Raw genomic sequence first — 22167 nt, 5'->3', positions numbered from 1 at the left:
CGGTCCTCGTCACTGCCCCACCCGTCCGTCGACGCACTCCCGCAACAGGTCCGCGTGGCCGCAGTGGCGGGCGTACTCCTCGATGCGGTGCACCAGCAGTTCGCGCACCGCGATGTCCTCCTTGCCCACCCGCGCACCCAGGTCCGGGTGCTCGGCCAGGGCCGCGTCCGTGGCCGCCTGTTCGCGTTCCAGGTCCGCGTACGCGGCGTCGACCACCGCCTGATCGGCGACGGCTCCGGTGAAGTCCGCGTCGCGTTCGCCGTACAGCTTCGGTACCGGATCGCCGTCGGTGATCCAGTTGCGCCAGTCGCGTTCGACCTCGGCGAGGTGTCGGAGCATGCCCAGCAGCGACATCGTCGACGGCGGGACCGACCGGCGGGCCAGTTGCTCCGGGGTCAGGCCCTCGCACTTCATCCGCAGGGTCATGCGGTAGTTGGTCAGGAAGTCGTCCAGCGTCGCGAGCTCGCCGTCCGGGCTGGCACCCTCGCTGTTGCGCGGGTCGTCGTTCGGGTCGGCCCACATGTCGGGGTAGACGGTTGCCTGGGTCCATCGTGCGGGTCGGTCGCTCATGCGCTCCCTGTTCGTCCATGGGACGGCCCAAGCGCGCGGGTGCCCCGAGTCTGCCGCCCAATGTGTCAGGGACGACCACCTGGGCGCCCCCCAATTTCCGCGGCAGGGGTGGCGGCGGCCGGGTCGGATCGTGTCGAGAAGCCCCGCCCCGCTCCGACGTCTCCTGCAGAAGGGCTCCCGGGGCACCCCGGAGCCGTAGACACCCGGGGCCACACCCGCGAAGGGGCAGCTGTGCAGACACTGACGGTCGATGTGTTTCTCTCGGTCGACGGATGGGCCGGCGGGGCCACCTCGCCCGGGTATTTCGGGTACTTCGGACCCGAGCTCGATGCGTGGATCAAGGGTGAGGTGAACCGGCCGCAACTGGTCATCCTGGGGCGGCGGACCTACGAGGCGCTTGCCGGGCTGCCACGGGATCCGCGGGATGCGTCGTGGGAGCGGATGGCCGGGCTGGACAAGGTGGTGTTCTCATCGACGCTGGAGTCGGCCTCGTGGCCGAACACCCGCGTCTGTCATGAGGACCTCGTCACCGAGGTCGGCCGGCTCAAGCGTGAGAGCGACGTGCCGCTGCGCACGATCGGGAGTCTTTCCGTGGCACGGCAGTTGTGCCGCGCGGGGCTCGTCGACCGGTTGAGGCTGATGACGTTTCCCCTCCTGGTGGGGGAAACGGGCCGTGAGCCGTTCTTCGCGGGGGTGGCGTCCGCCGACCTGGAGCTCGTGGGGCATCGGGCCCTGGACGACCGGGTGCTGCTGATCGAGTACCGGCCGACCGGGCGTGGCATTCCGCGGGCCTGAGCGTGGCCGCACCGGACACGGACCAGGGCCGGGCCCCGGTCAGGAGGGGTCCGGCCCTGGTGTCATACGGTGCGGCCCGGTTCAGGCCGAAGGTGCGCAGCGCCTACGCGGCTGCCCGCCGTGTCAGCGACGGTTCCACGACTTGCTGTCGACGACGTGGCCGCGGCGGTCCTTGAGGATGGCCTTGTCCTTGTTGTCCCAGACGTAGTTGCGACGGTCCTGGAAGACGTCGCGCCGGGTGTCGTGGCCGATGCCCGTGTGGACGCGGACGGTGGAGCGGCCGGCGAGGGTGAAGTGCCGGAACGTGTAGCGGTGGCCCGCCTTGTCGGTCAGGGTCCAGCCGTTCAGCTGGACCGGCTTGCGGGAGGTGTTCTTGATGTCCACCCACTCCGCGTTGCGGGACCGGTTGGAGTTGTCCTCGCGGCCAGGGCTGTCGTACTGGATGCGGCCCAGCTCGATCGCCGACTTGGCGTGGCCGCGGTCGTGCCCGCGGTCGTGTCCGCGGTCGGCCGCCGCGGCCGGCATGGCCAGGGCGGTCACCACCGCGCCGGCGGCCAGGCTGGTGGCGACAAGAGTGCGAGCGGTACGAGAAGCAGACAAGAGAAAGCCCCCTCGAATCAGGGGCACAACGGTCCGTTCGGCCCGTTGTGCTGTACGGGTTCCCGGCCGTCCCCGGGCCGAGGACCCAAACTCTGCGGCCCCGAGGCGCCGGTCCGCAGGTGCTCCGCTTCGTGTTACTGAATGCGGACATTTCCGTAACACTTGATTGCGTCGTTCAACTAACTGGTGAAGTGACGTTCCAGACAAAACGTGCCTGCTGCACCAACCCGGGCGGTCACTGACAGCAAGCCTTTGCGAGCTCCGGCGCACCACCCCCCGCGCCACCCCGCTCGCCACCGAGGGCAGAGCTTCGCTCCAGGTAACGAACCGGAGCGGCCGAAACTCGAACGGCCTGCCCCATGTCGTATGCAGGTACGAGAAATTGCGGGTCGAACGGGCTCGCCGCGCATCCACGGGTCCGGCTCATTTATTCGGATGCCGCCGCGAGCGGCGCCGGGTAGCGTCACGTCCCGCGCCTTCCGATGCGCCGCGCCCCGGTTACTTCCTGAAAACGTCCACCGGTGCGCATATCCGATCTCGGAAGGCGCACACCGCCGAGTCCTCGACCCACGTCCTCGACCCACGTCCTCGGACCCGTGCCCCTCGACCCGTGCCCCTCGATCCCGCGCTCACCGGTCCGACGTATGCCGTCCCGTGCCCGCGCACCGCTGTGGCCCACCGCCGTGACCCACCTCTTCGACCCGTCGCTCCCCAGGGGGACTTCTGCATGACCCGGTTCAGCCGCCCGCGGACCAAGGCCGACGCCAGGGCGGAGATCCAGGCCGAAGTACCGGGCCTGACCGCGCGCGGAGTGACCTCCCCGCTCTCCACCGACGGCCGGTGGGCCACCCCGCCGCGCGGTGCGTCCGCGCCGGTGGTCACCCGGTGGCTGCCGTGGATCACCAACCACCAGGGCGGCGCCGGGTACGTCCGGGAGCCGAAGGACGCGCTCTTCCTGCTCGCCGTCGCCAACATGGTCGGGCGGAACACCTTCTACGAGAGCGCCGAGTCGCGCGATGACCGCTACCTGCGGCTGATCCGCGAACTCGCCCTCAGCGAACCGGCGTGGACCCTCGGGCTGCTCGGCTGGCTGCGGACCGACGCCCGGATGCGGACGGCCTCGCTGGTGGGTGCGGCCGAATTCACCCGTGCGCGGCTGGAGGCGGGAGAGGCGGGGTTCAGCCGGCAGGCGATCAATGCCGTACTCCAACGCCCCGACGAACCGGGTGAGTTGCTGGCGTACTGGACGTCCCGGTACGGCCGGCGGCTGCCCCAGCCCGTCAAGCGCGGGGTCGCCGACGCCGTACGCCGGCTCTACACCGGGCGGGCACTGCTGAAGTACGACAGCGATTCGCGGGCCTACCGCTTCGGCGACGTACTGGAGTTGACGCATCCCGCTCCGGCCGCGGACCGGCCCTGGCAGGGAGAGCTGTTCCGGTACGCACTGGACCGGCGGCACCGGCCGCACCGCGCCGTGCCGCCCGTCGGCGAAACGCTCCTCGGCGCGCACCACGCGCTGATGGCCGTGCCGGTGGCCGAGCGGTACGCCCTGGTCACCGGGCCGGACGGGGCCGATCGGCTGGCGGCGGCGGGGATGACGTGGGAGGCGCTGGCCGGCTGGCTGCGCGGGCCGCTCGACGCGGCGGTGTGGGAGGCCGTGATCCCGTCGATGGGGTCGATGGCCCTCGTCCGCAACCTGCGCAACTTCGATCTCGCGGGCGTCAGCGACGAGGTCGCCGCGCAGGTGGCGCGCCGGATCTCGGACCCCGACGAAGTGGCCCGCTCACGGCAGTTCCCGTTCCGCTATCTGGCCGCCCACCGCAACGCACCCTCGCCGCGCTGGGCGCAGTCCCTGGAGACCGCCCTCAGCCACTCGCTCGCCCATGTGCCCGCGCTGCCCGGCCGGACCCTCGTCCTGGTGGACCGCTCGGGCTCGATGTTCTGGCAGCCCAGCGAGGGGAACGACCTCACGAGGGCCGATGCCGCCGCCATTTTCGGCACCGCCCTGGCGATCCGGGCCGAACACGCCGACCTGGTCGAGTTCGGTACCGGCAGCCGCACGGTCGAGATCGGACCGGGTGAGTCCGTCCTGGGGGCCGTGGACCGGTTCCACGACCTCGGCGGCACCAACACCGCCGCGGCGGTCAGGCAGCACTACCGCGGGCACTCCCGGGTGGTCGTCGTCACCGACGAGCAGGTGCAGTCGACGCACTGCAAGGATCCGCTCGCCGCGGTGCCCCGCCATATTCCGGTCTACACCTGGAACCTGGAGGGCTACGCCGCCGGGCACTCCGCCTCCGGGCCGCACCGCCACACGTTCGGCGGCCTCAGCGACGCCGCCTTCCGGCTGATCCCGCTCCTGGAGGCGGCGCGGGACGCGAAGTGGCCCTGGGAGCAGCCCGTCGACGCCCGCCCCTGATGTGCACCCGGTGCGCGGCAGCACCGCACACCGGGTGCACGACCTCGTGCGGGACAGTGCCGGACCATGGGTACGACCACCGGCCGCCGGTCAGCTCGTCACCACCACCGTCGTCGTCACCAGGACCGCCACCATCGCCGCCTCCATGTTCCGGATGGCGGTGCGCACGCTCTCGCCCGCCCACTGGCCGTTGGCGATCTCCTCCATCCGCGGTGAGACCTCCTTGCGCGGCAGGTCCGGGAAGGCGAGCCGGTGCAGCTTCGCCGCATGGATCAGGGCGATCAGGCCCGCCGAGCGGTCGTCCGGAGTGGCGTTGTGCAGGACGAGGGCGGCGAGGCGGCTGCGCAGCTCGCGCTCGGCCGAACCGTCGGCCTCGGGGTAGCGGCGGACCGGGAAGAGGCCGAGGACCTTGCGCTGTTCCTCGCTCACCAGGCCCCGCTCGCGAAGGCTGTCGATCGTGGCGGTGACGGCCTTGTCGTGGTCCCTGGTCAGCCAGTCGGTGATCTTGGGCGGCCTGCTCTTCTTCGACGCCCAGGCGTCGATCAGCGCGAGCCGCTCGTCGAGCAGCCGGGTGCCGGTGGGCGTCGTGTCCTTCACCGTCAGCCGTTCGCGGTCCACCGCTATGCGGCCGGCGAGGACGAGTTCGAGCACGATGCCGCCCGCGACGGCCCAGCCCGCGGCCTGCCGCTCCTTCGCCGCTCCGGACTCGTCGTCCAGCGACAGCAGCATGATCTCCTCGCCCAGCGTGACCGTCATGCGTCTGTTCCCTTCCGTCGTTTCCCCCTGCCCTGTTCGACGCCCGGGGTGGGCCACCAGTTCCCGCACCGGTCCCCGCGGCGCCGAAAGGCGGGTGATCGCCACGCCGTCCGGTCACTTCGGCCGCCCCTATACGCTGGGAGATTCGCATCGACGAGTTGGGGGGCCATCCATGGCACTGTTCGGGAACGCGCACACCATCGACCCGGCGGCGGCGCAGCAGGACTACGCGCGGCTGCTCGGGCAGGGCGAGCAGGTGCACGCCGCGTATCTGCTGATCCGCGACACCATCCTCTTCACCGACCGCCGGCTCCTGCTCATCGACAAGCAGGGCATCACCGGCAAGAAGGTGGAGTACCACTCCGTGCCGTACCGGAGCATCACGCACTTCGCGGTGGAGACCGCCGGGACGTTCGATCTCGACGCCGAGCTCAAGATCTGGGTGTCGGGCACGCCGGCCCCGATCCAGAAGACCTTCACCAAGGGCGTCGACATCTACGAGGTGCAGGCCATCCTGACGCAGTTCGTGGCGCGCTAGGGACACGAGCCAGGGCCTGACATTCGGAGCGTGCCGGGCTGCTCGCGTGCCCGGGGACGCGCGCGGGCGGGAGGCCGCCGTGCGCCGAGGGGGGTCGGCGCGAGAGGGTTGGGGCGTGTCCTCCTCCCTTGCACCCGCGGCCCAACAGCCCGTGCCCGCCGGGCAGATGATCGTCTGCGGTGACGACGCGCTGGCCACCCGGCTCGCCGGTGAACTGCACAGCGTGTACGGCGAGCGGGTCACCCTCGTCGTACCGCCGGCGCGGTCGTCGGCGAGCAGTCCGGCGGCCGCGGTGCCGAACCGGATCGCCTCCGCGCTCTTCGGGCGGGTGAGCGCCGCGATGAACCGCCCGGGGGCGGCGGACGCGACCGGGTCCAGCGGCGAAATCCTGCTGCCCGTGCGTGAGATGGAGGCCGCCGAGCCGACCGAGGAGGCGCTGCGGCTGGCCGGAGCGGAACAGGCCGCCGCCGTCGCTCTCGTCTATGACGACGACGAGACCAACATCAGAGCCGCGCTCGCCGCGCGCCGGCTCAACCCGCGGCTGCGGCTCGTGATCCGGCTCTACAACCGCAAGCTGGGCCAGTATCTGGAGGCGCTGCTCGACCAGGCCTCCGTGGTCGCCATGCCCGGGCTGGACGCGTCCGAGCTGGACGCGTCGACGACCGTGCTGTCCGACGCGGACACGGCGGCGCCGGCGCTGGCGGCGACCGCCGTGGCCGGTACGAGCAAGGTCGTCCAGGCCGACGGTCTGTTGCTGCGGGCCGTGGAACGGCCGCCGCACCGGCAGGGCGAAGCCCCCGACTCCGGTCTGTGCACCCTCGCGCTGCTGTCGTCCTCCGGCGACGGCCCCTCCGGCAGGGCCGGTTCGGACATCGGCGCGGACAGACCACTGCTGCTGCCCGACGACGCGACCGTCGCCGCGTCGTCCCGGCGGGGCACGGTGGTGCTGGAGGCCGTGTCGCACAGCGGGCCCGCCGTGCCGACCCGGCGGCTGGCCGGACGGGGTGCGCCGCTCGGCGAGATCTTCTCGCGACGGCTGCGCTGGGCGCTCGCCGGGATGGGGGCGGCCGTACTCGCGCTCGCCGTCGCCTCCTGGCTGACGACCGGCGAACACCCGCTGCGGGCCGCGTATCTGACCCTGCTCGACCTGTTCGCCATCGGTGACCCGGCCGTCGGGGAACCCACCGCCCGTCAGGTGCTCCAGCTGCTGTCCGGACTGGCCGGGCTGGCGCTGCTGCCGGTGCTGGTGGCCGGCGGGCTGGAGGCGCTCGGCGCGTTCCGCGGGGCCGCGGCGCTGCGCCGTCCTCCGCGCGGCCTGTCGGGCCATGTCGTGCTCCTTGGGCTGGGCAAGGTCGGCACCCGCGTCCTGGTCCAACTGCGGGAGCTGGGTATCCCGGTGGTGTGCGTGGAGGAGGACCCGGAGGCGCGCGGCATCCCGCTCGCGCGGCGGCTGCGCGTTCCCGTGGTGCTGGGCGATGTCACGCACGAGGGCGTCCTGGAGGCGGCGAAGATCCACCGTGCGTACGCGCTGCTGTCCCTGACCAGCGTCGACACCACCAATCTGGAGGCGACGCTGTACGCGCGGACGGTCAAGGCGGATCTGCGGGTCGCCCTGCGGCTGTACGACGACGACTTCTCCACCGCCGTCTACCGCACCCTGCGCGTGGCCCATCCCGACGCGCTGACCCGGAGCCGCAGCGTCTCCACACTCGCCGCTCCCGCGTTCGCCGGCGCGATGATGGGCCGGCAGATCCTCGGCGCCATCCCGGTCGAGCGCAAGGTGCTGCTCTTCGCCGCGCTGGAGGTGGCCGGGCACCCGCAGTTCGAGGGGCGGACGGTCGCGGAGGCGTTCCGGCCGGGGGCGTGGCGGGTGATCGCCCTGGACACGGCGGCTCCCGACGACCGCCGCCCCGACCTCGCCACCGCCCGCCGCGACATCCGCCGCGAGCACGCCGGCCGGCTGCTGTGGGACCTCCACCCCGGGTACGTCCTGCGGCCCGAGGACTGTGTGGTGGTGGCCGCCACCCGGAGAGGAATGGCCGAACTCCTGGGCCGGCAGCCCGAGTCGCGTGCCGTACGCGGCACGACCCTGACGGACGGGTGACCTGCGACGCGGCGTTTCCGCCCGGGCCGGCTGTGCGGTTCGACTGGGACCCGCACAGGTTCGTCCGCCATACTGCCTGCCGTGGAGCAGCGCATAGGTTCGATCATCCCGCCGACGGCCGCCGCCGGACTCGACCCGGCACACATCCCCGGGCTGGTGCCCCCGCGCCCCGCGGAGGGCGACGAGACGGACGCGGCCGTCCCCGAGCAGGCCACCGACGCGGAACAGGCCGAAGAGGCGCCGCCGGAGGACGCCGCGCCCGAGCGCGTGACGTCCGAGGGAAAGGGCCCCGACGCGGAGGGGTCCGTGCCCGAGGACCCCGGGAAAGAGGGGTCGGCCGGGGACGACGGGCCCGTCTTCGAGGCCTCCGACCGCCGGGGCGCCATCGTCGCCGACGCGGAAGGGATCACCTTCCGTCTGGACGCGGAAGAGGCCCGCTTCGGCTGGGACGAGATCGGGGCGGTGGAGATCGGCACCCCGCGCTTCGGCCGGCGGTTCGGTGTCACCGTCTACGTGTCCAGTCAGCGCTGGTTCGAGAACGACGTCGAGGCCTCGTCCAAGGCGGAGTTGAAGCAGTGGGCGGCGGAACTCGACGCGGTGCTGGACGCCCGTTTCGAGGACTCCGACGCGTAGGACCTGATGCGCAGGACCTGATGCGTAGGACCTGAGGCGCAGGACCCGCCGCGCGGGGCCGAACGCACGGGACGCGATGCGTAGGTCCCGGCGCGCGGGGCCGAACGCGTAGGTCCTGGCGGGCGGTTCACGTACTCCGACGCCGCCGGTCTCACCTGGAGGACCCGACGTCCCGTTCACGCCCGAGCGTGTCCGGCATCAGCACAGAGCCCCGGGCCGCCGGCCCGGGGCTCGCTGCCGTCCACCGCCGTGTCACACCCCCGTCGGCACGACACTGCGACCGGTCTCGTGCGCGTACAGCGTCGCCCGGTCGTGCAGGGCGGCATGGACCGCCATCCGTGCGTCGCGGCGGCGCTGCGCCGGGCCGTCGGGCAGATGCAGGACTCCGGCGTTGCCGCGGGAGCCGCGCTGGATCTCCGCGGTGCGCGGGATGCGCAGCGACTCGTAGTGCGCGAGCCGGGACGCGACCGTTGTGCCGGAGTCGTCGGCGAGGCAGGCCGCCAGGTCCATCGCGTCCTCGATCGCCTGGTTCGCGCCCTGGGCCATGAACGGCAGCATCGGGTGCGCGGCGTCACCGAGCAGCGTGATGTGGCTGCTGGACCAGGTGCGCAGCGGAGGCCGGTCGTGCAGCGCCCACTGGTGGGTGCTCTCCACGGCCCGGACGATGTCGCCGACCAGGCCGTTCCACGTCCCGAAGGCCTGTGTCAGGTCCTCCGGGTTCCCCGGTGCCGACCAGGACTCGGCCGGTGCCTCGGTCATCGGCACGGTCGCCGCGTAGCTGATGTACTCGCCCGAGGAGACCGGGTAGCAGACGAAGTGCCCGCCAGGGCCGAGCCACAGACGGACCAGCAACTCGCGGGCCTCGGCGGGCAGACGGTCCACCGGGACGAGACCGCGGTAGATGCCGAGGCCGGCGAAGACCGGGGCGTCGCGGTGGAACGTCTCGCGGACCGTCGAGTGGATTCCGTCCGCGCCGACGACGACATCAGCCGGGCGGACGGTGCCGTCGTCGAAGGTGAGCCGTGCTCCCTCCGAAGTCTCCTGTGCGGCGCGCAGCCGCCGGCCCAGGTGCAGGCTGTCACCGTCCACCAGGGAGAGCAGGGCCTCGTGGAGGTGGGCCCGGTGGATGGTCAGATAGGGCGCGCCGAACATGCGCTCGCAGTCCCCGCCGAGCGGGGTGCGGGCGATGGGGCGGCCGGTCCAGCCGCGTACCTCCATCGCCTCGATGCGTACCGCGTGCTTGCGCAGCGCGGGTTCGAGACCGAGGCGGACCAGGGGGCGGATCGCGTTCGGGGAGAGCTGGACGCCCGCCCCGACCTCGGCCAGCTGCCGGGTCTGCTCGAAGATCTCGTACGGTGTGCCGTTCGCGGACAGCGCGCCGGCGAGTGCCAGGCCTCCGATGCCCGCGCCGACCACGGTGATCCGCGGCCGTTCCACTTCGTCCACTTCCCCGAACTGCACGTCTGTGACCGCCTTCCGCGTCGCCGCACCTGTCGGCGGAGCGGCTCTCGCACCGGCCCCGCCCCATGAGAATGTGCGGCAGCCACCCCGGCGGCAACGCGGGTCACGCCCTCCCCTGACAACTGTCGCCGGTTCCATGACGTCCGTCACCGGCTCCCCTCCGCGCCCTCCTGGAGGCCCCCGGCCCGGTCCTAACGTCCTGAGTGCGCCCCGGAGTTCTGTCTGCGGGCGACCCACTACGCCGGGAGGAAAGACAGTGAAGGAACCGGAGGGACCGCGGTGACCGCGGTGGCCGTGGAGGGCCTGCGCAAGCGCTACGGAGACCACGAGGCCGTACGCGGTGTGGACTTCACCGTCTCGGAGGGCGAGATCTTCGCCCTGCTGGGTCCGAACGGCGCGGGCAAGACCACCACATTGGAGATTCTCGAGGGCTTCCGTGAACGCGACGGCGGCCGGGTCGAGGTGCTCGGGCGCGACCCGGGGAAGAAGGCGGACGGCAAGTGGCTGCGCGGCCGGATCGGTCTCGTGCTCCAGGACATCGCCGTCGAGCCGTATCTGTCGGTACGGGAGACCATCGCGCGGAACGCGGGCTACTACCCGGCGCCGCGCGGCGTGGACGAGGTGATCGACCTCGTCGGTCTCCAGGAGAAGCGCGGCGCGAAGGTGAAGGACCTCTCAGGAGGGCAGAAGCGGCGTCTGGACCTGGCGTTGGGCGTCATCGGTGACCCGCAGCTGCTGTTCCTGGACGAGCCCACCACCGGTTTCGATCCGGGCGCCCGCCGCGGTGCCTGGGACGTGGTGCGCAACCTCCGGGACGCCGGCACCACGATCGTGCTGACCACCCACTACATGGACGAGGCCCAGGCGCTCGCCGACTCGGTCGTCGTCATCGCCGGCGGCGAGATCGTCGCCACCGGCACCCCGGAGACCCTGGGCGGCCGGGACAGCGCGCTGGCCCGCATCAGCTTCGCGCTGCCGCGCGGCGCCGTGGCGTCCGACATCCCGCTCTCCGTCACATCGGTGGAGGACGGGCTGGTGACGGCGGAGGCCGAGGAGCCCACCGCGGCCCTGCACCGGCTCACCGACTGGGCGCTGCGCCGCGGTACTCCGCTGGAGCGCCTCAGCGTGGTGCAGCCGACGCTGGAGGACGTCTACCTGGATCTCACGCGCCCGTACGCAGACGTCACAGACAAGGAAGCACCCTCGCCGTCCTTGGACCGAGGGCGGCGCCGACCGAGGCGGAGCCGCTCATGACCACCCTGACCCCGACCACGGCCACGCGCGCCGACCGCTCTGCGGCCCGCGGCTCAAGTGGCCAACTGTCCCTGCTCGTCCACCAGATCCGCTTCGAGCAGCTGTCGTTCTGGCGCAACCCGCAGTCGATGGTCTTCACCTTCGTCCTGCCGATCGTCATCATCGGGATCTTCGGCGCCGTGTTCAGCGGTGGCAGCGGCGAGACCTTCTTCTTCGGCCTCACGGGCATGCAGTACTACACGCCGACGATCGCCGCGGTGTCGGTGCTCGGTGCCTGTTACGGCCAGCTGGCGATCGTGCTGGCGATGCGCCGCCAGCAGGGCATCCTCAAGCGGCTGCACGCCACCCCGCTGCCCGCCTGGATCTACTTCGCCGGCCTGCTGGTCCACTGTGTGGTGGTCAGCGTCGTCGACGTCGCTCTGGTCATGGGCATCGGTTCGCTGTACGGCGTGACGCTGCCCTCCGCCTGGGGGCCCGTCGTGCTGACGCTGGTGCTGGGTGCGGCGAGCTTCTGCGCCCTGGGTGTGGGCGTCGCCTCGCTCATCAAGAACTCGGAGGCGGCCCCGGCCGTCGTGCAGTTCATCCAGTTCCCGCTGGTCTTCATCTCCGGCAGCTACTTTCCGATCCACGCCGACGTGTTGAACACGATCGCGGGTCTGCTGCCGGTGAAGCCGTTCAACGACGCCATGCTGGCGCCGTTCGCCAATGACGCCGGCTACCAGTGGAAGGAACTCGCCGTCCTGGCGGCCTGGGGTGTCATCGGCGCCCTGATCGCCGTGCGCCGCTTCCGCTGGGACCCGCGTCCGGAGTGAGGAATCCGCGCGAACACCGCACCGCTCACGACAAGGGGGGCCTCCCTGGGAGGCCTCCCTCGGTGCGTCGGGTCCCGGTGCACCGCGCGCTCCCCCGCCGGCGAAAGGCCCGTGGGCGCACGAGAAGGCCCGGCCGGAGGGGGATCCGGCCGGGCCCTGTCGTCCCGCGGGGGGGTCAGGCGGTCCGCGTCAGTTCCCCGAGGCCGTGCGCGCCCTCGGGGAGGGGGAAGACATGGGCGAGCCAGGCGTACGTGCGCAGCTCGTCCAGCAGGCTCAGGCCGAGCCGGTTGTGGAGCATGTGGGCGTGCGAGAAGAGGACCATGCCCGGGTGGGTCGGCGACTTCTCCTCGATGAGGTCCTTCAGGGACACCAGCGCCGTGTGCCAGCCGGCGAAGGGGCCGTGGCCCGCCGGGTCGACATCTTTGGCGGAGCCGTCCCGGGTGACGGTGGTGATCCTGTCGAGCACATCGTCCGGATAGCCGGCCTCCGTCGCCCAGGCGCGCCACGCGCCCAGGCCGTGCGCGTAGTAGTACGAGCGCTCCGCCGGACCGCCGAGGGCGCCGGCCGCGGCCATCGTGCCGCGCAGGGCGAGCATCGCGCGCTGTCCGTCGGTGGAGATCCGGGGTGCGAACCCGAGGACGAGTTCACTGGCGAGCCGGAAGAGCCGCTCGGTGGCGGGCATCAGGGCCGCGCCGCCGTAGCGCTGGGTCTCCGGCTCGTAGACGGCCCGGAGGACGCCCGGCTCCCGCAGCTCCTGCACAAAACGGTTGTCGCCCGTCTCGCCCGCCGCGGCCAGCCGGCCCGCGCCGAGGCGGTAGGCGTCCGCGTCCAGCGGCTCCTCGCCGTCGGTGAGCCGGCCGGCGACCGCAAGCCGCTCGGTGAGGGCCTGCTCGAACCGGTCGTACGTCCGCGGGTCGAGGTCGCCGACCCGCAGCCGGATGTGCGGCCCGGACTGCCAGTACCGCATGAAGAACCAGGGTCTGTCCGGGACCAGTTCGCGCACCGCCGGGCCCACGACCTCGGTCAGTACGCGGTCGTGGGCCGATCGGGCCGTGGTGCCGAGGTGCAGGTGCCACGCGTTCCAGTCCGTGGTCCCGCCGGGCGGGGTGGTGCGCCCGGTCGTGTCTCGCTGCGTCATGTGTCGCTCCTTCGCGCTCCGAGCCGTCAGACTCTGAGGTCGAGCAGCGCGCCACCGGTGTCCTGCGGGACCCCCACGACCGCCGACAGGACGATCGCCTCGTCCTCGTCGAGGCCGATGACGCGTTGCGTGGGTATCTCCTTGAACGCCCTGACGGGGCGTGCGAACAGGCCCGACGCGGCCGCGGACAGACACAGCCCGTGGACCGCCCAGCCGCAGGCGTGCTGGGCGGCGCCCCAACCGGCGGGGCCGAGCCGGGCGAACAGCTCACGGGGCCGGATCGAGAAGAAGACGGTCATCGGGGCGTGCCGGATGCGGCAGCCGTTGACGGGCGAGACCCCGTAGCCGTAGTTCTCCTCCAGCGCTCCGGGCGCCGAGGCGTCGGCGCGCACCAGGCGGGCCGTGCCGTCCTCGATGCGGTGGACCCCGTCGTCGTACCCGTCGATGCCCTGCACGACGGCGGTGACCTTCACCGCGTCGAAGGCGGCGCCGAGTTCGGGGCCCGGCGGCGGGACGGCCAGCCAGCTCATGGCGGTGTGCAGGGCCTCGGCGGGCAGTCGGGCGGGGCGGCCGCTCATGCCGTGCAGTGCGCGCGGCATTCGTCCCGAGTGGCGGCTCCACAGCAGCTCGGCCCAGTTGGGTGTCCGGCCGGAGGACGGAAGGCCCGCGGGCACGGCGGTGGTCATGGGCACGGGTGAACCGCCGTACGTCTGGCTCCGGTTGACGCGCACCAGGTCGGCGAACGCGGGGTCGCCCGCGCCGATGCCACCGGGTACGAGGTCCGGGCCGCCGGTCGTCCGGGGAGTGGTGACCACGGGGGCACCGGGCGTACGGGCCGCGGGGGCCGCCGGGACCGGGTCGCCGAGGTCGAGCACGAAGGGCAGCGACCACTCCCAGGCACGTTCCGGCCCGAGTTCGCCGATCAGCGCATGCGCGTCGGTGTCGGGCAGCCGCAGCGCGGCGGGCACCCCGAAGAGCTCCAGACCGATGCCCAGGGCCCGCAGCACGATGCCCAGTTCGATGGCGACCAGCGAACCGCGGAACCACTGGTAGGCCGCCGGGATCGCCGTATAGCGGCCGGTCAGCGCGATCCGCCGGATCTGCCCGGACTCCGGCGCCCCGGTCAGCGCGTGCAGGTCCGGCTCCAGCAGCCGCCAGGGGTCGCCGCCGCCCCCGTCCACGAAGGCGTGCACCGGGAACAGGCAGCGCGGCGAGGCGTAGGTCCGGTGGTCGTTGTACGGGTTCTCCGGCTCACGCCGCTGCGGGCCGAACGCGGTGACCAGGGCCCGGCCGGGCCGTTCGGCGTCCGGCACCGCGAGGGCGGGCGGCCCGCACGGGACCGGACGGGCGGACGGGACCCGGGGGAACGGCATCCGCTCCAGCAGCCCGGCCGTGCCGAGGGGCAGCGTGGTGCGGGCGCCCGCGCCCGTCGGGGGCGCGGGCGCGACATGTGTGTCCGGGGGCGGGGTGGCGTCCCAGGTCCAGGACGGCGGCTCGGGCCGGTCGTCGCCTGCGCCGTAGGCGTACCAGAGCGGTTCGCGCGCGATGCTGTTGTCCCCTTCGGGGCCGGGCAGATCGACGGGCGAGCGCCGCACCGGCGCGGCCGCTCCCGCCCCCGAGCCCCGCGCGGCCGAACCCGCCTCGGTCACCGGCGCCGTCACGGGAACGGGTGGGGGTCGTAGGGAATCGCCCGGTGCTCCTGGCCCGTGCCGCGCAGGGCGGCCTCCAGCCGGGGCAGCCCCGCGAGGCGCTGCTGGGCATGCCCGAAGCACATCGGCAAAATGCCCGGTACGACGGCACGGGCGACCGAGATACCGGCGTCGGCGTGCTCGCGGCTGGTCTGGTCGACGAGGACGATCCTGTCGAGGCCGGCGTCCGCGAACAGGCTCCGTACGAACTCCAGCGCTCCGCGGACATCGCCCCCGGATGCCTCCGCCAGGCGCCGCGGCCAGTCGGGGAAGGCCTCGTCCAGCGTGACCCGGGTGCCGCCGAGGGCCGCCGTGGCACGAGCGGCGGTCTCGGGCAGCGAGGAGAACCGCACGTGGTCCTCCAACTCCTGCACCAGCCACGGGTCCTCGACCATCGCCTCCACCTGCTCGCGGGTCCAGTCCACCGGGTTGGTGACGAGCTGGGCCACCTCGCGCAGGGCTCCCCGGATCGCGGACTGCGGGTCGGCGCCCGACCCGGCGGACGAGAACGTCGCGGGGAAGGGGTTCAGCCGGTTCACCGCGAGCACCCAGACCACGGGCAGCGCGATGTCCTGGGTGGCGACCAGCAGATGGACGTCGAAGCCGCGCGCCCTGATCAGTTCGATCATGCCGCGGCTGGTCGGGTCGGTGATCGACGACTCCGGGATGTACGGCAGGGGCGCCGCCCGGTACCAGGAGGTGAGGAACGCGTCGCGCTCCGCCAGCTCGAACAGCGAGTGCAGCGCGGCCTCTTCGAGCCCGGCGCCGACCGCACATCCGCTGGAGGACTCGTAGAAGTAGTGCTTGCGCTCCGTCGGACCGACCTCGCGCGCGGCCCGCCGGTCCCGGCGGAACGCGTACTCGTACTGGTAGAAGGCGTGGTCGGCGGGGACGAGCAGGGCTCTGCCGTCCGCCAGGTCGTGGCCCCACACCCAGTCCATCGGCGTGTGTTCGTCCGACGGCGTCACCCGCGAGGTGGGGTGCGCGAGCTGCTCCGCCGTGTACCGGCCGAGGGTCGCGGGGTCCACGGCGTGATCGGCGATCTCCGTGTACGCACGGCCCGTGAGGACCGGAATGTCGTACGGGAAACCACCGAGGCGTTCGTACGCCTCCAGGACGGCGACGGGCTCGGTCTCGGCGAAGGTCTGCGCGCGGCCGTGGCCCATGGCCGGAGCGTCGGGCACCACGGCCATGCTCATCGCGAACGGGGTGTGGGACTCGCGCAGGATCGCGCGGACCGGGCCGTAGCGGTCGTCGACGAGCCGGTCGCGCAGCAGCCCGCGCTCCACGAGCCGGCTGTGTGCCGAGCGGGTGGGGTCGCCGGACGAGGCGGGCCGTGCGCGCAGCGCGAGCGGCAACGGCACGGCCGTGCCGTCCAGTTCGGCCTCCGTCGGGCCGCACACCGGGCAGTGGAAACTGCGCGCGATGCGGTGCCGGCGCAGGCCGCGCGGCGAGACGGCGTAGAGCTCGCCGGGCCCCAGCGGCCGCTGTGCCAGGTGCTCCAGGGTCGCCCGGAGCAGTTCGGGCAGCAGCGGCACGCTCGGGGACGGGGCCGCGGTGGCATGGGTGAGGTCTCCCACGAGGGGGTGTTCGAGAATGGTGCGGTCGCGCACCTCGGCACAGCCCGCGCATCCGGCGTCGGTGCCGGACACCCACAGCGGGCCGACGAGGACCTCGTCGCCGTGCACCCGGACGGAGAGGTGGGAGCGGCGCCGGGCGGCGGCTTCGTCGAGGCGCTCGCGCTCGAACGCGAGGTCCCAGCCGCGGTTCACGGCGACCGCGCCGTCGGTGGCCTCGGCCAGGGCGGCGAACGCGGTGTGCCATGCCTCATCGTCGTACGGGGGTGAGAGCCCGGGGCCGTACGCCGGTGCGCCGGCCCGGCTCGCGGGGAGGTCAGTTCGCATCCTGGGTCTCCTGCGTGTCCTGGTGCTCCGGTGTGGGTGCAGCTGCCTCCACCGGCCCGTACCAGAGGGGGAGTTCGCCGAGCACGGCATCGGTCCGCACGGCCCGGCCGCGGTGGACGCGGCCCGATTCCCCGGCGTGGGCGGTGAGTTGCTTGCGCAGAGCGCCGAGGACGTCGGCACCGGCGAACAGCAGCGCGTCGGTGGACACGTCCGCGACCGGCTCCTCGCCGTCGCCCGCCGTCTGACGACGGGCGAGTGCCGTGCACAGCGCGGTACGGGTGGCCTCCTGCGCGCTCGCGCCCCAGCCGAGTCCGAGCGTGGACCCCGCCCCGGCGACGCGGGCGAGCCGCCAGTCGAGGCCGGGGACGTGCAGGAGCTCCAGGGTGGGCGCGGCGGGCAGCAGCGGGCGCACCGCGGCGAGGATCCGGGCGGCCTCCGGGTCGAGGTCGTCCGGTGTGACGCCCGCCAGGGGTGCGGCCGACGGCGTGAGCCCGCGCAGGGCTCCGTCCAGCAGCCAGTGCTCCTCGGTGAGACCGGCGGCGGGCGTGCCGCCCTCGGGCGACCTGGCGCGCAGGGCCTGGAGGGCGGCGGCGATCGTCGCCGTCTCCTGGTGTCCGGCCCAGCCGACGACGGTGGCCCTCCGGTCCGCGCGCGGCTCGGCCGGGCGCAGGGCGAGCGGCATCTGCGGCAGGTCCTCGCCGGCTCCGGAGGCGAACAGCCCGGTCCAGCGGCGGGTGAGGGCGCCGGCGGCGGCCAGCGCGTCCTCGGGTTCGGGCATCGGCTCCGCGGGGGCGTCCTCGAGGGAGCTCGGCCGGCCGGGCGCGGCCGCCATGTGAGCTCCCTCGACGGTGACCCGGTCCGCGACCAGGGCCGTCCCGTGCACGACATGGGCCTCGCCCATGTCCCCCGTGCCCGTCAGGGCGTCGAAGACGAGTTGTCCGGCGAGGGCGCCGGCGAGGGCGTCGGCGACCGGGCGGGCCGCCGGCTCGGTGTTCTCCGCGGCCGCCCAGCCGAGTGCGCGGTCCCGGAAGGCCTGCCAGGTGCGGCTGCCGTCCGGGCCCGTCGCGGCGGGCCCGACGAGGGCGACGCGCTGGCCGAGCAGCACGGGGATCACCGGGACGCCGTCGGGGATGCCGGACGGGAGCGCGGAGGTGATGCCCGCACCGCAGACGACGACGGCGTCCACGGTCTTGGCCGAACCGCCGTACGCAGCAGGGGAGTCGGCGACCGTCACCTGCCCGACCCCGGCCCGGCGCAGGCCGCGCGCCGCGGGCCCGGTCGCCGTGGCCGGCCCGGTCAGCAGCACGGTCGCGGCACGCAGCCGCGCGAACGCGGCGTACGGGTCGTCGAGCAGGGTCTCCAGCCGGGCGATCGCCTCGGGGTGGCGGGAGCGCTCCGCGGCGTCCGGCGGGGGAACGGTGAACGCGGCCGGGTCCAGCAGCATGCGGTTGGACCGCAGCCGGTCCACGAGATGGCGGACGGCGGGCCGGGCGCGCTCGGTGCCGATCGCGGTGACGAGCTCGTCCTCGGTGGCGCCCTGCTCGAGGAGGGGTACGCACCCCTCCGCCACGGCGAACAGCAGCTCCGAGCCGCGCAGCACGAACTGCCCGTGCGTACCGCTGACGTACACCCCGCCGGGCACCGGCGCGAAGTGCAGGTCCGGGCGTGCGACGAGCCTCATGACCGCTCCCCCGCGTCGTAGGTGAAGCTCCCGCCGGGCTCGCGGCCGACCTCGACCACCCACTCGGTGGCGTGGGTGCCGTCCACGACGGCCGGCAGCGCCTCCTCCAGATAGCTCCCGCCGGTGTCCGCGCCGCGGCGGTCCAGCATCCGCGGCAGCACCCGTGCGCTGAGGGCGCTGGTGAGGTCCACGTACTGCGGCTTCTGCTGGAGCCGCTTGGACTGGACGTCGGGTGCGCCGACCGAGAGGGGGCCCTCGTCCTCGGGGGTGGTCTTGATGACGACCTCCTCGGGGACACCGTGCCGGGCCCGCCAGGCGTTCAGCGCGAGCAGCCGGTCGAGTTCGTCCGGGCCGGCGGCGACGGCGGTGGCCAGTTCCTCGCCGCCGTACCAGCGGCGCCGACCGATCAGGACCTCCCCGACCGCCATCCGGGGTGCCGTCCTGGTGGTGCCGCGGTCCCAGGGGGTGGCGGCGTGCCAGCTGTTGGGCAGGGCGTTGAAGAGGCGGCCGCTGATGACCAGCCCGGAGGCGACGGACAGCGGCGGCGGGAAGAGGCCGGGGTGACCGGTGCCGAGCGGCAGGACCCGCAGGGGCCGGCCGTCGGCGTCCTCGACCCTGAGGGTGTCGGTGTCCGGGTCGTGCGCGAGGCGCAGTCCGAACCAGTCCTCGGGCCGGAGCCCGCCGGGCAGGATCGGCGTGTGCGCGTTGACGTTGAGCCGGTGCAGACCGAGGTCCTCGGTGACGCGGTGGCCGTCGGAGCCGTAGGCGCGCTGAAGATGGCCGGCGAGGAGCGGCAGGGCCCGGCCGCCGAGCCTCCGGTCGGCTTCCAGGAAGCGGGCGTAGAGCATGCCGTGGCCCGGCAGTCCGTCGTTGAGGATCAGCTGCTCGCCGGCCTGCTGGAGCAGGACGCCGTAGATGAGGCGGTCCTGGCGGAACCGGTCGGGCAGGGCCGCCGTGAGCTCCCGGACGTCCTCGGCCGTCAGCCGGAGGGTGTCCTCGCCGGCGTCGACGGTCTTGGACAGACGGGCGTGGACGGCCTCGGTCAGCTCGCGGCGCAGCAGGTACATGCGTTCCAGGGAGCCGTCGGCCGGGCCGATGCCGTCGAGGGCGGCGACGTCGCCGGTGCCGTCGGGGCCGTAGGCGGCGGCCATCGCGGCGGCGCGGCGGGAGACCTCGCCGACGACGAACGGCGCGTTGGCGGCGAGCGGCACATTGGCCCCGGCGCCGAACCGCTCGACGAACGCGGCGGTCATCAGGACGCGCACATCATGCAGCCAGTCGAAGACGGTGAGGAGTTCGACAGCCGGTCCGAGGTCGGCCAGGGGGCGGTGCCACCGCTCGGTCGCCACCGTCAGCGGCGGCATGACGTAGTCCTCCTCGACCGTGATCTGGGCGGGCCGGCCGGCGAGGTGGCTCAGCTTGCCGAGGCTGCCGCGCAACTCGTCGAGCACGGCGCCGCGTTCGGACGCCGGCGCGGTGGCCAGCGCGGGCAGACCCGCCCGGATGGCGGCGGTCAGGTCGCCGGCGCGCGGATCGTCCGGCGTCAGCAGGTCGTCGTAGTCGGCGGAGCCGTCCTCGGCCTCGTGGAAGCTGCACAGCACGCCCTGCCCGAGGGCGTGGCGTACGCGCCGCTCGGCGTCGTCGGCGGAGCAGCCCGCGCGTTCGGCGACGTGCGCCACGACGGAGGGGTAGGGCCGCGGTCCCATGGACACCGCGTCGAGCAGATCGCCGACGGGCCCGTCCAGGGGTACCGCGAGGCGGCGCATGCCCGTCTCGCCGAGCTTGAGGAAGAAGAGCTTGCCGGCCGCCTCGTCGGGGGCCGAGGTGGGCGGCAACCCGATCCACAGCTGGGTGAGTTCCGCGTCGCCGGGGTCGGGCAGCCCGCCCAGGACGTAGCCGAGCATGACGCGGTCCAGGCCGGGGAAGGCGGTCGCGCCCTCGAACGGCACGTCGCCCGGGTCGACGCCGTCCGGGCCCGGCTCGGCGATGCCGACGGCCGTGAACCGGGACAGCGGGCTGGTGCGCACCATGGCCCGGGTGACGTACTGGATGAGTCCGCGCTCGGACTTGCGGGTGCGGGCGGTGATCTTGCCGGGACCGAGGACGGCGGCGCGGTAGCGCACGGCCTCCTGGTGGACCTCGGGTGCGATCAGCGCCAGCGAGCGCAGCAGGTCGTCGTCGCCCAACAGGGCGGCCAGGCCCTCGCGTTCGCGGTCGGCCGCCGCCGCGTAGCCGGCGGACATCTCGGCGCGCAGCCGCTCCCTGCTGTCCCGGGTCTCGAGCCACCGGGTCACGGCGGGGGTGGCGGGGTCGGGCGCCTTCTTCGGGGCGCGGCCGTTGTGGATGGAGCGGCGCAGCGCGATGAGCTCGCGGCGCTCGGTGTCGTCGGTTTCGGCGGCGATGCGGTGGTAGAGCTCCTCGGAGCACTCCTCGGCGGCGGCCGTCAGTGTCTTCTCGACGGCCGCGAGTTCGTCGAGGAGACGGCGCTGGGCCGGATCGCTCAGCCGGTTGCGGCGCAGCGGATTGACGCGCAGGAACCACAGGGGTTCGCGGGCGGATGCGGTCGTGGTCATCGCGGGGCTCCCGTGGTGTCGGCTGTCGTGGCGGCGGTCATCCGGTCCCGCTGGGCGTTCAGCCGGTCCTGCCAGGACACGCCGAGGACCTCGTCGACCGTTTCGGCGATCGCGAAGCACATGTAGTAGCGCTGCATGGGAGAGACGGTCAGCAGCGGCAGTTGCTCGTAGAAGAGGTTCGTCAGCAGCCGGAAGGCGGCGAACCACCGTGACGGGCTGGCCACCACCCCCGATGCTCCGACGGCGCGGTGGAAGTCGGTGTCGGGCTGGTCGCCCTGCGGCACGGTGCGGGTCGCGCCGGGCGGGCCCATCTCGCTGCGGTCGACGCCGTCGGTGACGGAGTCGAGCAGGTCGAGCGTGAGGGTGCCGGAGGCGACCGCGCTCTCCAGGGTTCCGGAGCTGTAGGCGAAGGCGGTGCGCCACTCGGCCGCGGCCGGCGACACCTCGCCGCTCAGGCGCTGTTCGACCACGGCGCGCAGCCGGGGGGCGTCCCGGGTGAGCCGCTCCTGGAACAGCGGCCTGACGTCCTTGGTCGGGGCCGCCCACGCGAGGAACGCCTCCACGTGCGAGCGCGGCGAGAACACTCCGTGCGCGGGGCCGAGGAGATGGGTGTCGGCGAGCGCGGCGAACGCCTCGGCGAGGCGGACGGTCGCGGTGGCCGGCTCCGCCGTGATCCCCTCGATCGTGCGCAGCAGCGGCTTGGTGAGGGCGCCGAGGACCACGGTGCGGAAGCGGTCGAGCCGCGGTTCGCGGGAGGCGGTGTCGGCGGGCCCGAGGTGGGCGACGGCGCCGTGCTCGCGCAGCGGAAGGTACGGGGGCCGGACGGCTTCGAGGCGGCCGAACTCCCGTGCCTGCTGGAGGTATGCCTCCTCGGTGAGGGCACGGGGCGGGTCGAGCGGTCCCGCGTCGAGCGCGGCCGCCGTCGCGTCCCAGTCGGCGCCGCCGGGCATTCCCGGGACGTTCAGGGCGAGGATGTCGACGTGCGGACCGTGCAGCCAGCCGCGGCGCAGCTGGACGGCGGGTGCTCCCTGCTCGCTCAGGGCGCGGGCGACCGGCACGATGCGCTGGGTCAGCCACGCCGGTGTCACCGGCATCCGGGTGTGGAGCCGTACTCCCGTCAGGCCGGCGGAGTCCGGCTTCACGGCAGTGCGCTCCGGCGCTTCAATCCCCATGCTTTCGCACCTTCCGAGAAATCGAAAACAAACGTCTGACAGGAATCTTCGGGCGATTCGTCCGGCCCG

General features: G+C 73.4%; 17 protein-coding genes. 7 read left to right on the top strand and 10 right to left on the bottom strand.

Annotated features, from left to right (window positions below; translation table 11 throughout):
- Positions 1–9: 9 nt before the first annotated feature.
- The gene (locus ACQPWZ_RS18960) at positions 10–570 is read right to left on the bottom strand and encodes a DinB family protein (RefSeq protein ID WP_383233737.1); all 561 of its coding nucleotides are present in this window, start codon (positions 568–570) and stop codon (positions 10–12) included.
- Positions 571–801: 231 nt separating this feature from the next.
- Here ACQPWZ_RS18960 and ACQPWZ_RS18955 point away from each other — a divergent pair, with 231 nt between their 5' ends.
- Positions 802–1365 (top strand): dihydrofolate reductase family protein, encoded by a 564-nt coding sequence (locus tag ACQPWZ_RS18955; RefSeq protein ID WP_433571934.1) that lies wholly within the window; start codon positions 802–804, stop codon positions 1363–1365.
- A 123-nt stretch (positions 1366–1488) separates the two neighbouring features.
- Here ACQPWZ_RS18955 and ACQPWZ_RS18950 read toward each other — a convergent pair whose 3' ends face one another.
- On the bottom strand, positions 1489–1965 hold the full coding sequence (locus tag ACQPWZ_RS18950) for a lamin tail domain-containing protein (protein ID WP_433571933.1): 477 nt from the start codon (positions 1963–1965) through the stop codon (positions 1489–1491).
- A gap of 727 nt (positions 1966–2692) precedes the next feature.
- Between ACQPWZ_RS18950 and ACQPWZ_RS18945 the strand changes: the two genes are divergently transcribed.
- Positions 2693–4384: a TROVE domain-containing protein gene (locus ACQPWZ_RS18945; protein ID WP_433571932.1), complete on the top strand. Its 1692-nt coding sequence runs from the start codon at positions 2693–2695 to the stop codon at positions 4382–4384.
- Positions 4385–4474: 90 nt separating this feature from the next.
- Here the strand turns inward: ACQPWZ_RS18945 and ACQPWZ_RS18940 are convergent, their stop codons facing one another.
- Positions 4475–5140 (bottom strand): GOLPH3/VPS74 family protein, encoded by a 666-nt coding sequence (locus ACQPWZ_RS18940; protein ID WP_405571320.1) that lies wholly within the window; start codon positions 5138–5140, stop codon positions 4475–4477.
- Between the two features lie 172 nt (positions 5141–5312).
- On the opposite strand from ACQPWZ_RS18940, the gene ACQPWZ_RS18935 reads away from it, so the two are divergent.
- The 3 genes from ACQPWZ_RS18935 to ACQPWZ_RS18925 all read left to right on the top strand — a co-directional run bounded on the left by ACQPWZ_RS18935 (position 5313) and on the right by ACQPWZ_RS18925 (position 8415).
- Positions 5313–5678: a PH domain-containing protein gene (locus tag ACQPWZ_RS18935; RefSeq protein ID WP_313945166.1), complete on the top strand. Its 366-nt coding sequence runs from the start codon at positions 5313–5315 to the stop codon at positions 5676–5678.
- A 166-nt stretch (positions 5679–5844) separates the two neighbouring features.
- Positions 5845–7782 carry an NAD-binding protein gene (locus ACQPWZ_RS18930; RefSeq protein ID WP_433573837.1) on the top strand — a complete coding sequence of 646 codons (1938 nt, stop codon included), beginning with the start codon at positions 5845–5847 and terminating at the stop codon, positions 7780–7782.
- Between the two features lie 81 nt (positions 7783–7863).
- Positions 7864–8415, top strand: a complete 552-nt coding sequence (locus tag ACQPWZ_RS18925; protein ID WP_433571931.1) for a hypothetical protein — start codon at positions 7864–7866, stop codon at positions 8413–8415.
- A gap of 252 nt (positions 8416–8667) precedes the next feature.
- On the opposite strand, the gene ACQPWZ_RS18920 is transcribed toward ACQPWZ_RS18925, so the two are convergent.
- The gene (locus ACQPWZ_RS18920) at positions 8668–9876 is read right to left on the bottom strand and encodes an FAD-dependent monooxygenase (protein ID WP_433571930.1); all 1209 of its coding nucleotides are present in this window, start codon (positions 9874–9876) and stop codon (positions 8668–8670) included.
- A gap of 279 nt (positions 9877–10155) precedes the next feature.
- Here ACQPWZ_RS18920 and ACQPWZ_RS18915 point away from each other — a divergent pair, with 279 nt between their 5' ends.
- Complete coding sequence (locus ACQPWZ_RS18915) at positions 10156–11130, top strand: ABC transporter ATP-binding protein (protein ID WP_340474266.1); 975 nt, start codon at positions 10156–10158, stop codon at positions 11128–11130.
- On the top strand, positions 11127–11942 hold the full coding sequence (locus tag ACQPWZ_RS18910) for an ABC transporter permease (protein ID WP_383233750.1): 816 nt from the start codon (positions 11127–11129) through the stop codon (positions 11940–11942). Before ACQPWZ_RS18915 ends, ACQPWZ_RS18910 begins: the two co-directional genes overlap by 4 nt.
- Before the next feature lie 175 nt (positions 11943–12117).
- Here ACQPWZ_RS18910 and ACQPWZ_RS18905 read toward each other — a convergent pair whose 3' ends face one another.
- The 6 genes from ACQPWZ_RS18905 to ACQPWZ_RS18880 are packed head-to-tail and all read right to left on the bottom strand — an operon-like array spanning position 12118 to position 22098.
- Positions 12118–13080, bottom strand: coding sequence for a thiopeptide-type bacteriocin biosynthesis protein (locus ACQPWZ_RS18905; RefSeq protein ID WP_433571929.1), 963 nt, complete (start codon positions 13078–13080; stop codon positions 12118–12120).
- 26 nt (positions 13081–13106) lie between these two features.
- Complete coding sequence (locus tag ACQPWZ_RS18900) at positions 13107–14741, bottom strand: hypothetical protein (protein ID WP_433571928.1); 1635 nt, start codon at positions 14739–14741, stop codon at positions 13107–13109.
- Complete coding sequence (locus ACQPWZ_RS18895; RefSeq protein ID WP_433571927.1) at positions 14738–16672, bottom strand: TOMM precursor leader peptide-binding protein; 1935 nt, start codon at positions 16670–16672, stop codon at positions 14738–14740. The genes ACQPWZ_RS18900 and ACQPWZ_RS18895 overlap by 4 nt, the downstream gene beginning before the upstream one ends.
- A complete protein-coding gene (locus ACQPWZ_RS18890; RefSeq protein WP_433571926.1) occupies positions 16662–18353 on the bottom strand; it encodes a hypothetical protein in 1692 nt (563 codons plus the stop codon). Before ACQPWZ_RS18890 ends, ACQPWZ_RS18895 begins: the two co-directional genes overlap by 11 nt.
- On the bottom strand, positions 18350–20926 hold the full coding sequence (locus ACQPWZ_RS18885; protein ID WP_433571925.1) for a lantibiotic dehydratase: 2577 nt from the start codon (positions 20924–20926) through the stop codon (positions 18350–18352). Before ACQPWZ_RS18885 ends, ACQPWZ_RS18890 begins: the two co-directional genes overlap by 4 nt.
- Entirely contained in the window at positions 20923–22098 is a 1176-nt protein-coding gene (locus tag ACQPWZ_RS18880) for a hypothetical protein (RefSeq protein ID WP_433571924.1), read from the bottom strand. Before ACQPWZ_RS18880 ends, ACQPWZ_RS18885 begins: the two co-directional genes overlap by 4 nt.
- Positions 22099–22167: the final 69 nt, after the last annotated feature.

The organism is Streptomyces sp. CA-251247 (assembly GCF_050952975.1).
Taxonomy (GTDB): Bacteria; Actinomycetota; Actinomycetes; order Streptomycetales; family Streptomycetaceae; genus Streptomyces; species Streptomyces achmelvichensis.
Note: the sequence above shows the minus strand (reverse complement) of the source record. Positions and strands in the feature narration are given on the sequence as shown.

Bases quoted from the DNA above. Each gene is read 5' to 3' on its own strand.
- ACQPWZ_RS18960 (WP_383233737.1), bottom strand. From the start codon at position 570: ATGAGCGACCGACCCGCACGATGGACCCAGGCAACCGTCTACCCCGAC.
- ACQPWZ_RS18945 (WP_433571932.1), top strand. From the start codon at position 2,693: ATGACCCGGTTCAGCCGCCCGCGGACCAAGGCCGACGCCAGGGCGGAG.
- ACQPWZ_RS18940 (WP_405571320.1), bottom strand. From the start codon at position 5,140: ATGACGGTCACGCTGGGCGAGGAGATCATGCTGCTGTCGCTGGACGAC.
- ACQPWZ_RS18935 (WP_313945166.1), top strand. From the start codon at position 5,313: ATGGCACTGTTCGGGAACGCGCACACCATCGACCCGGCGGCGGCGCAG.
- ACQPWZ_RS18930 (WP_433573837.1), top strand. From the start codon at position 5,845: ATGATCGTCTGCGGTGACGACGCGCTGGCCACCCGGCTCGCCGGTGAA.
- ACQPWZ_RS18910 (WP_383233750.1), top strand. From the start codon at position 11,127: ATGACCACCCTGACCCCGACCACGGCCACGCGCGCCGACCGCTCTGCG.
- ACQPWZ_RS18905 (WP_433571929.1), bottom strand. From the start codon at position 13,080: ATGACGCAGCGAGACACGACCGGGCGCACCACCCCGCCCGGCGGGACC.
- ACQPWZ_RS18895 (WP_433571927.1), bottom strand. From the start codon at position 16,672: ATGCGAACTGACCTCCCCGCGAGCCGGGCCGGCGCACCGGCGTACGGC.
- ACQPWZ_RS18890 (WP_433571926.1), bottom strand. From the start codon at position 18,353: ATGAGGCTCGTCGCACGCCCGGACCTGCACTTCGCGCCGGTGCCCGGC.
- ACQPWZ_RS18885 (WP_433571925.1), bottom strand. From the start codon at position 20,926: ATGACCACGACCGCATCCGCCCGCGAACCCCTGTGGTTCCTGCGCGTC.
- ACQPWZ_RS18880 (WP_433571924.1), bottom strand. From the start codon at position 22,098: ATGGGGATTGAAGCGCCGGAGCGCACTGCCGTGAAGCCGGACTCCGCC.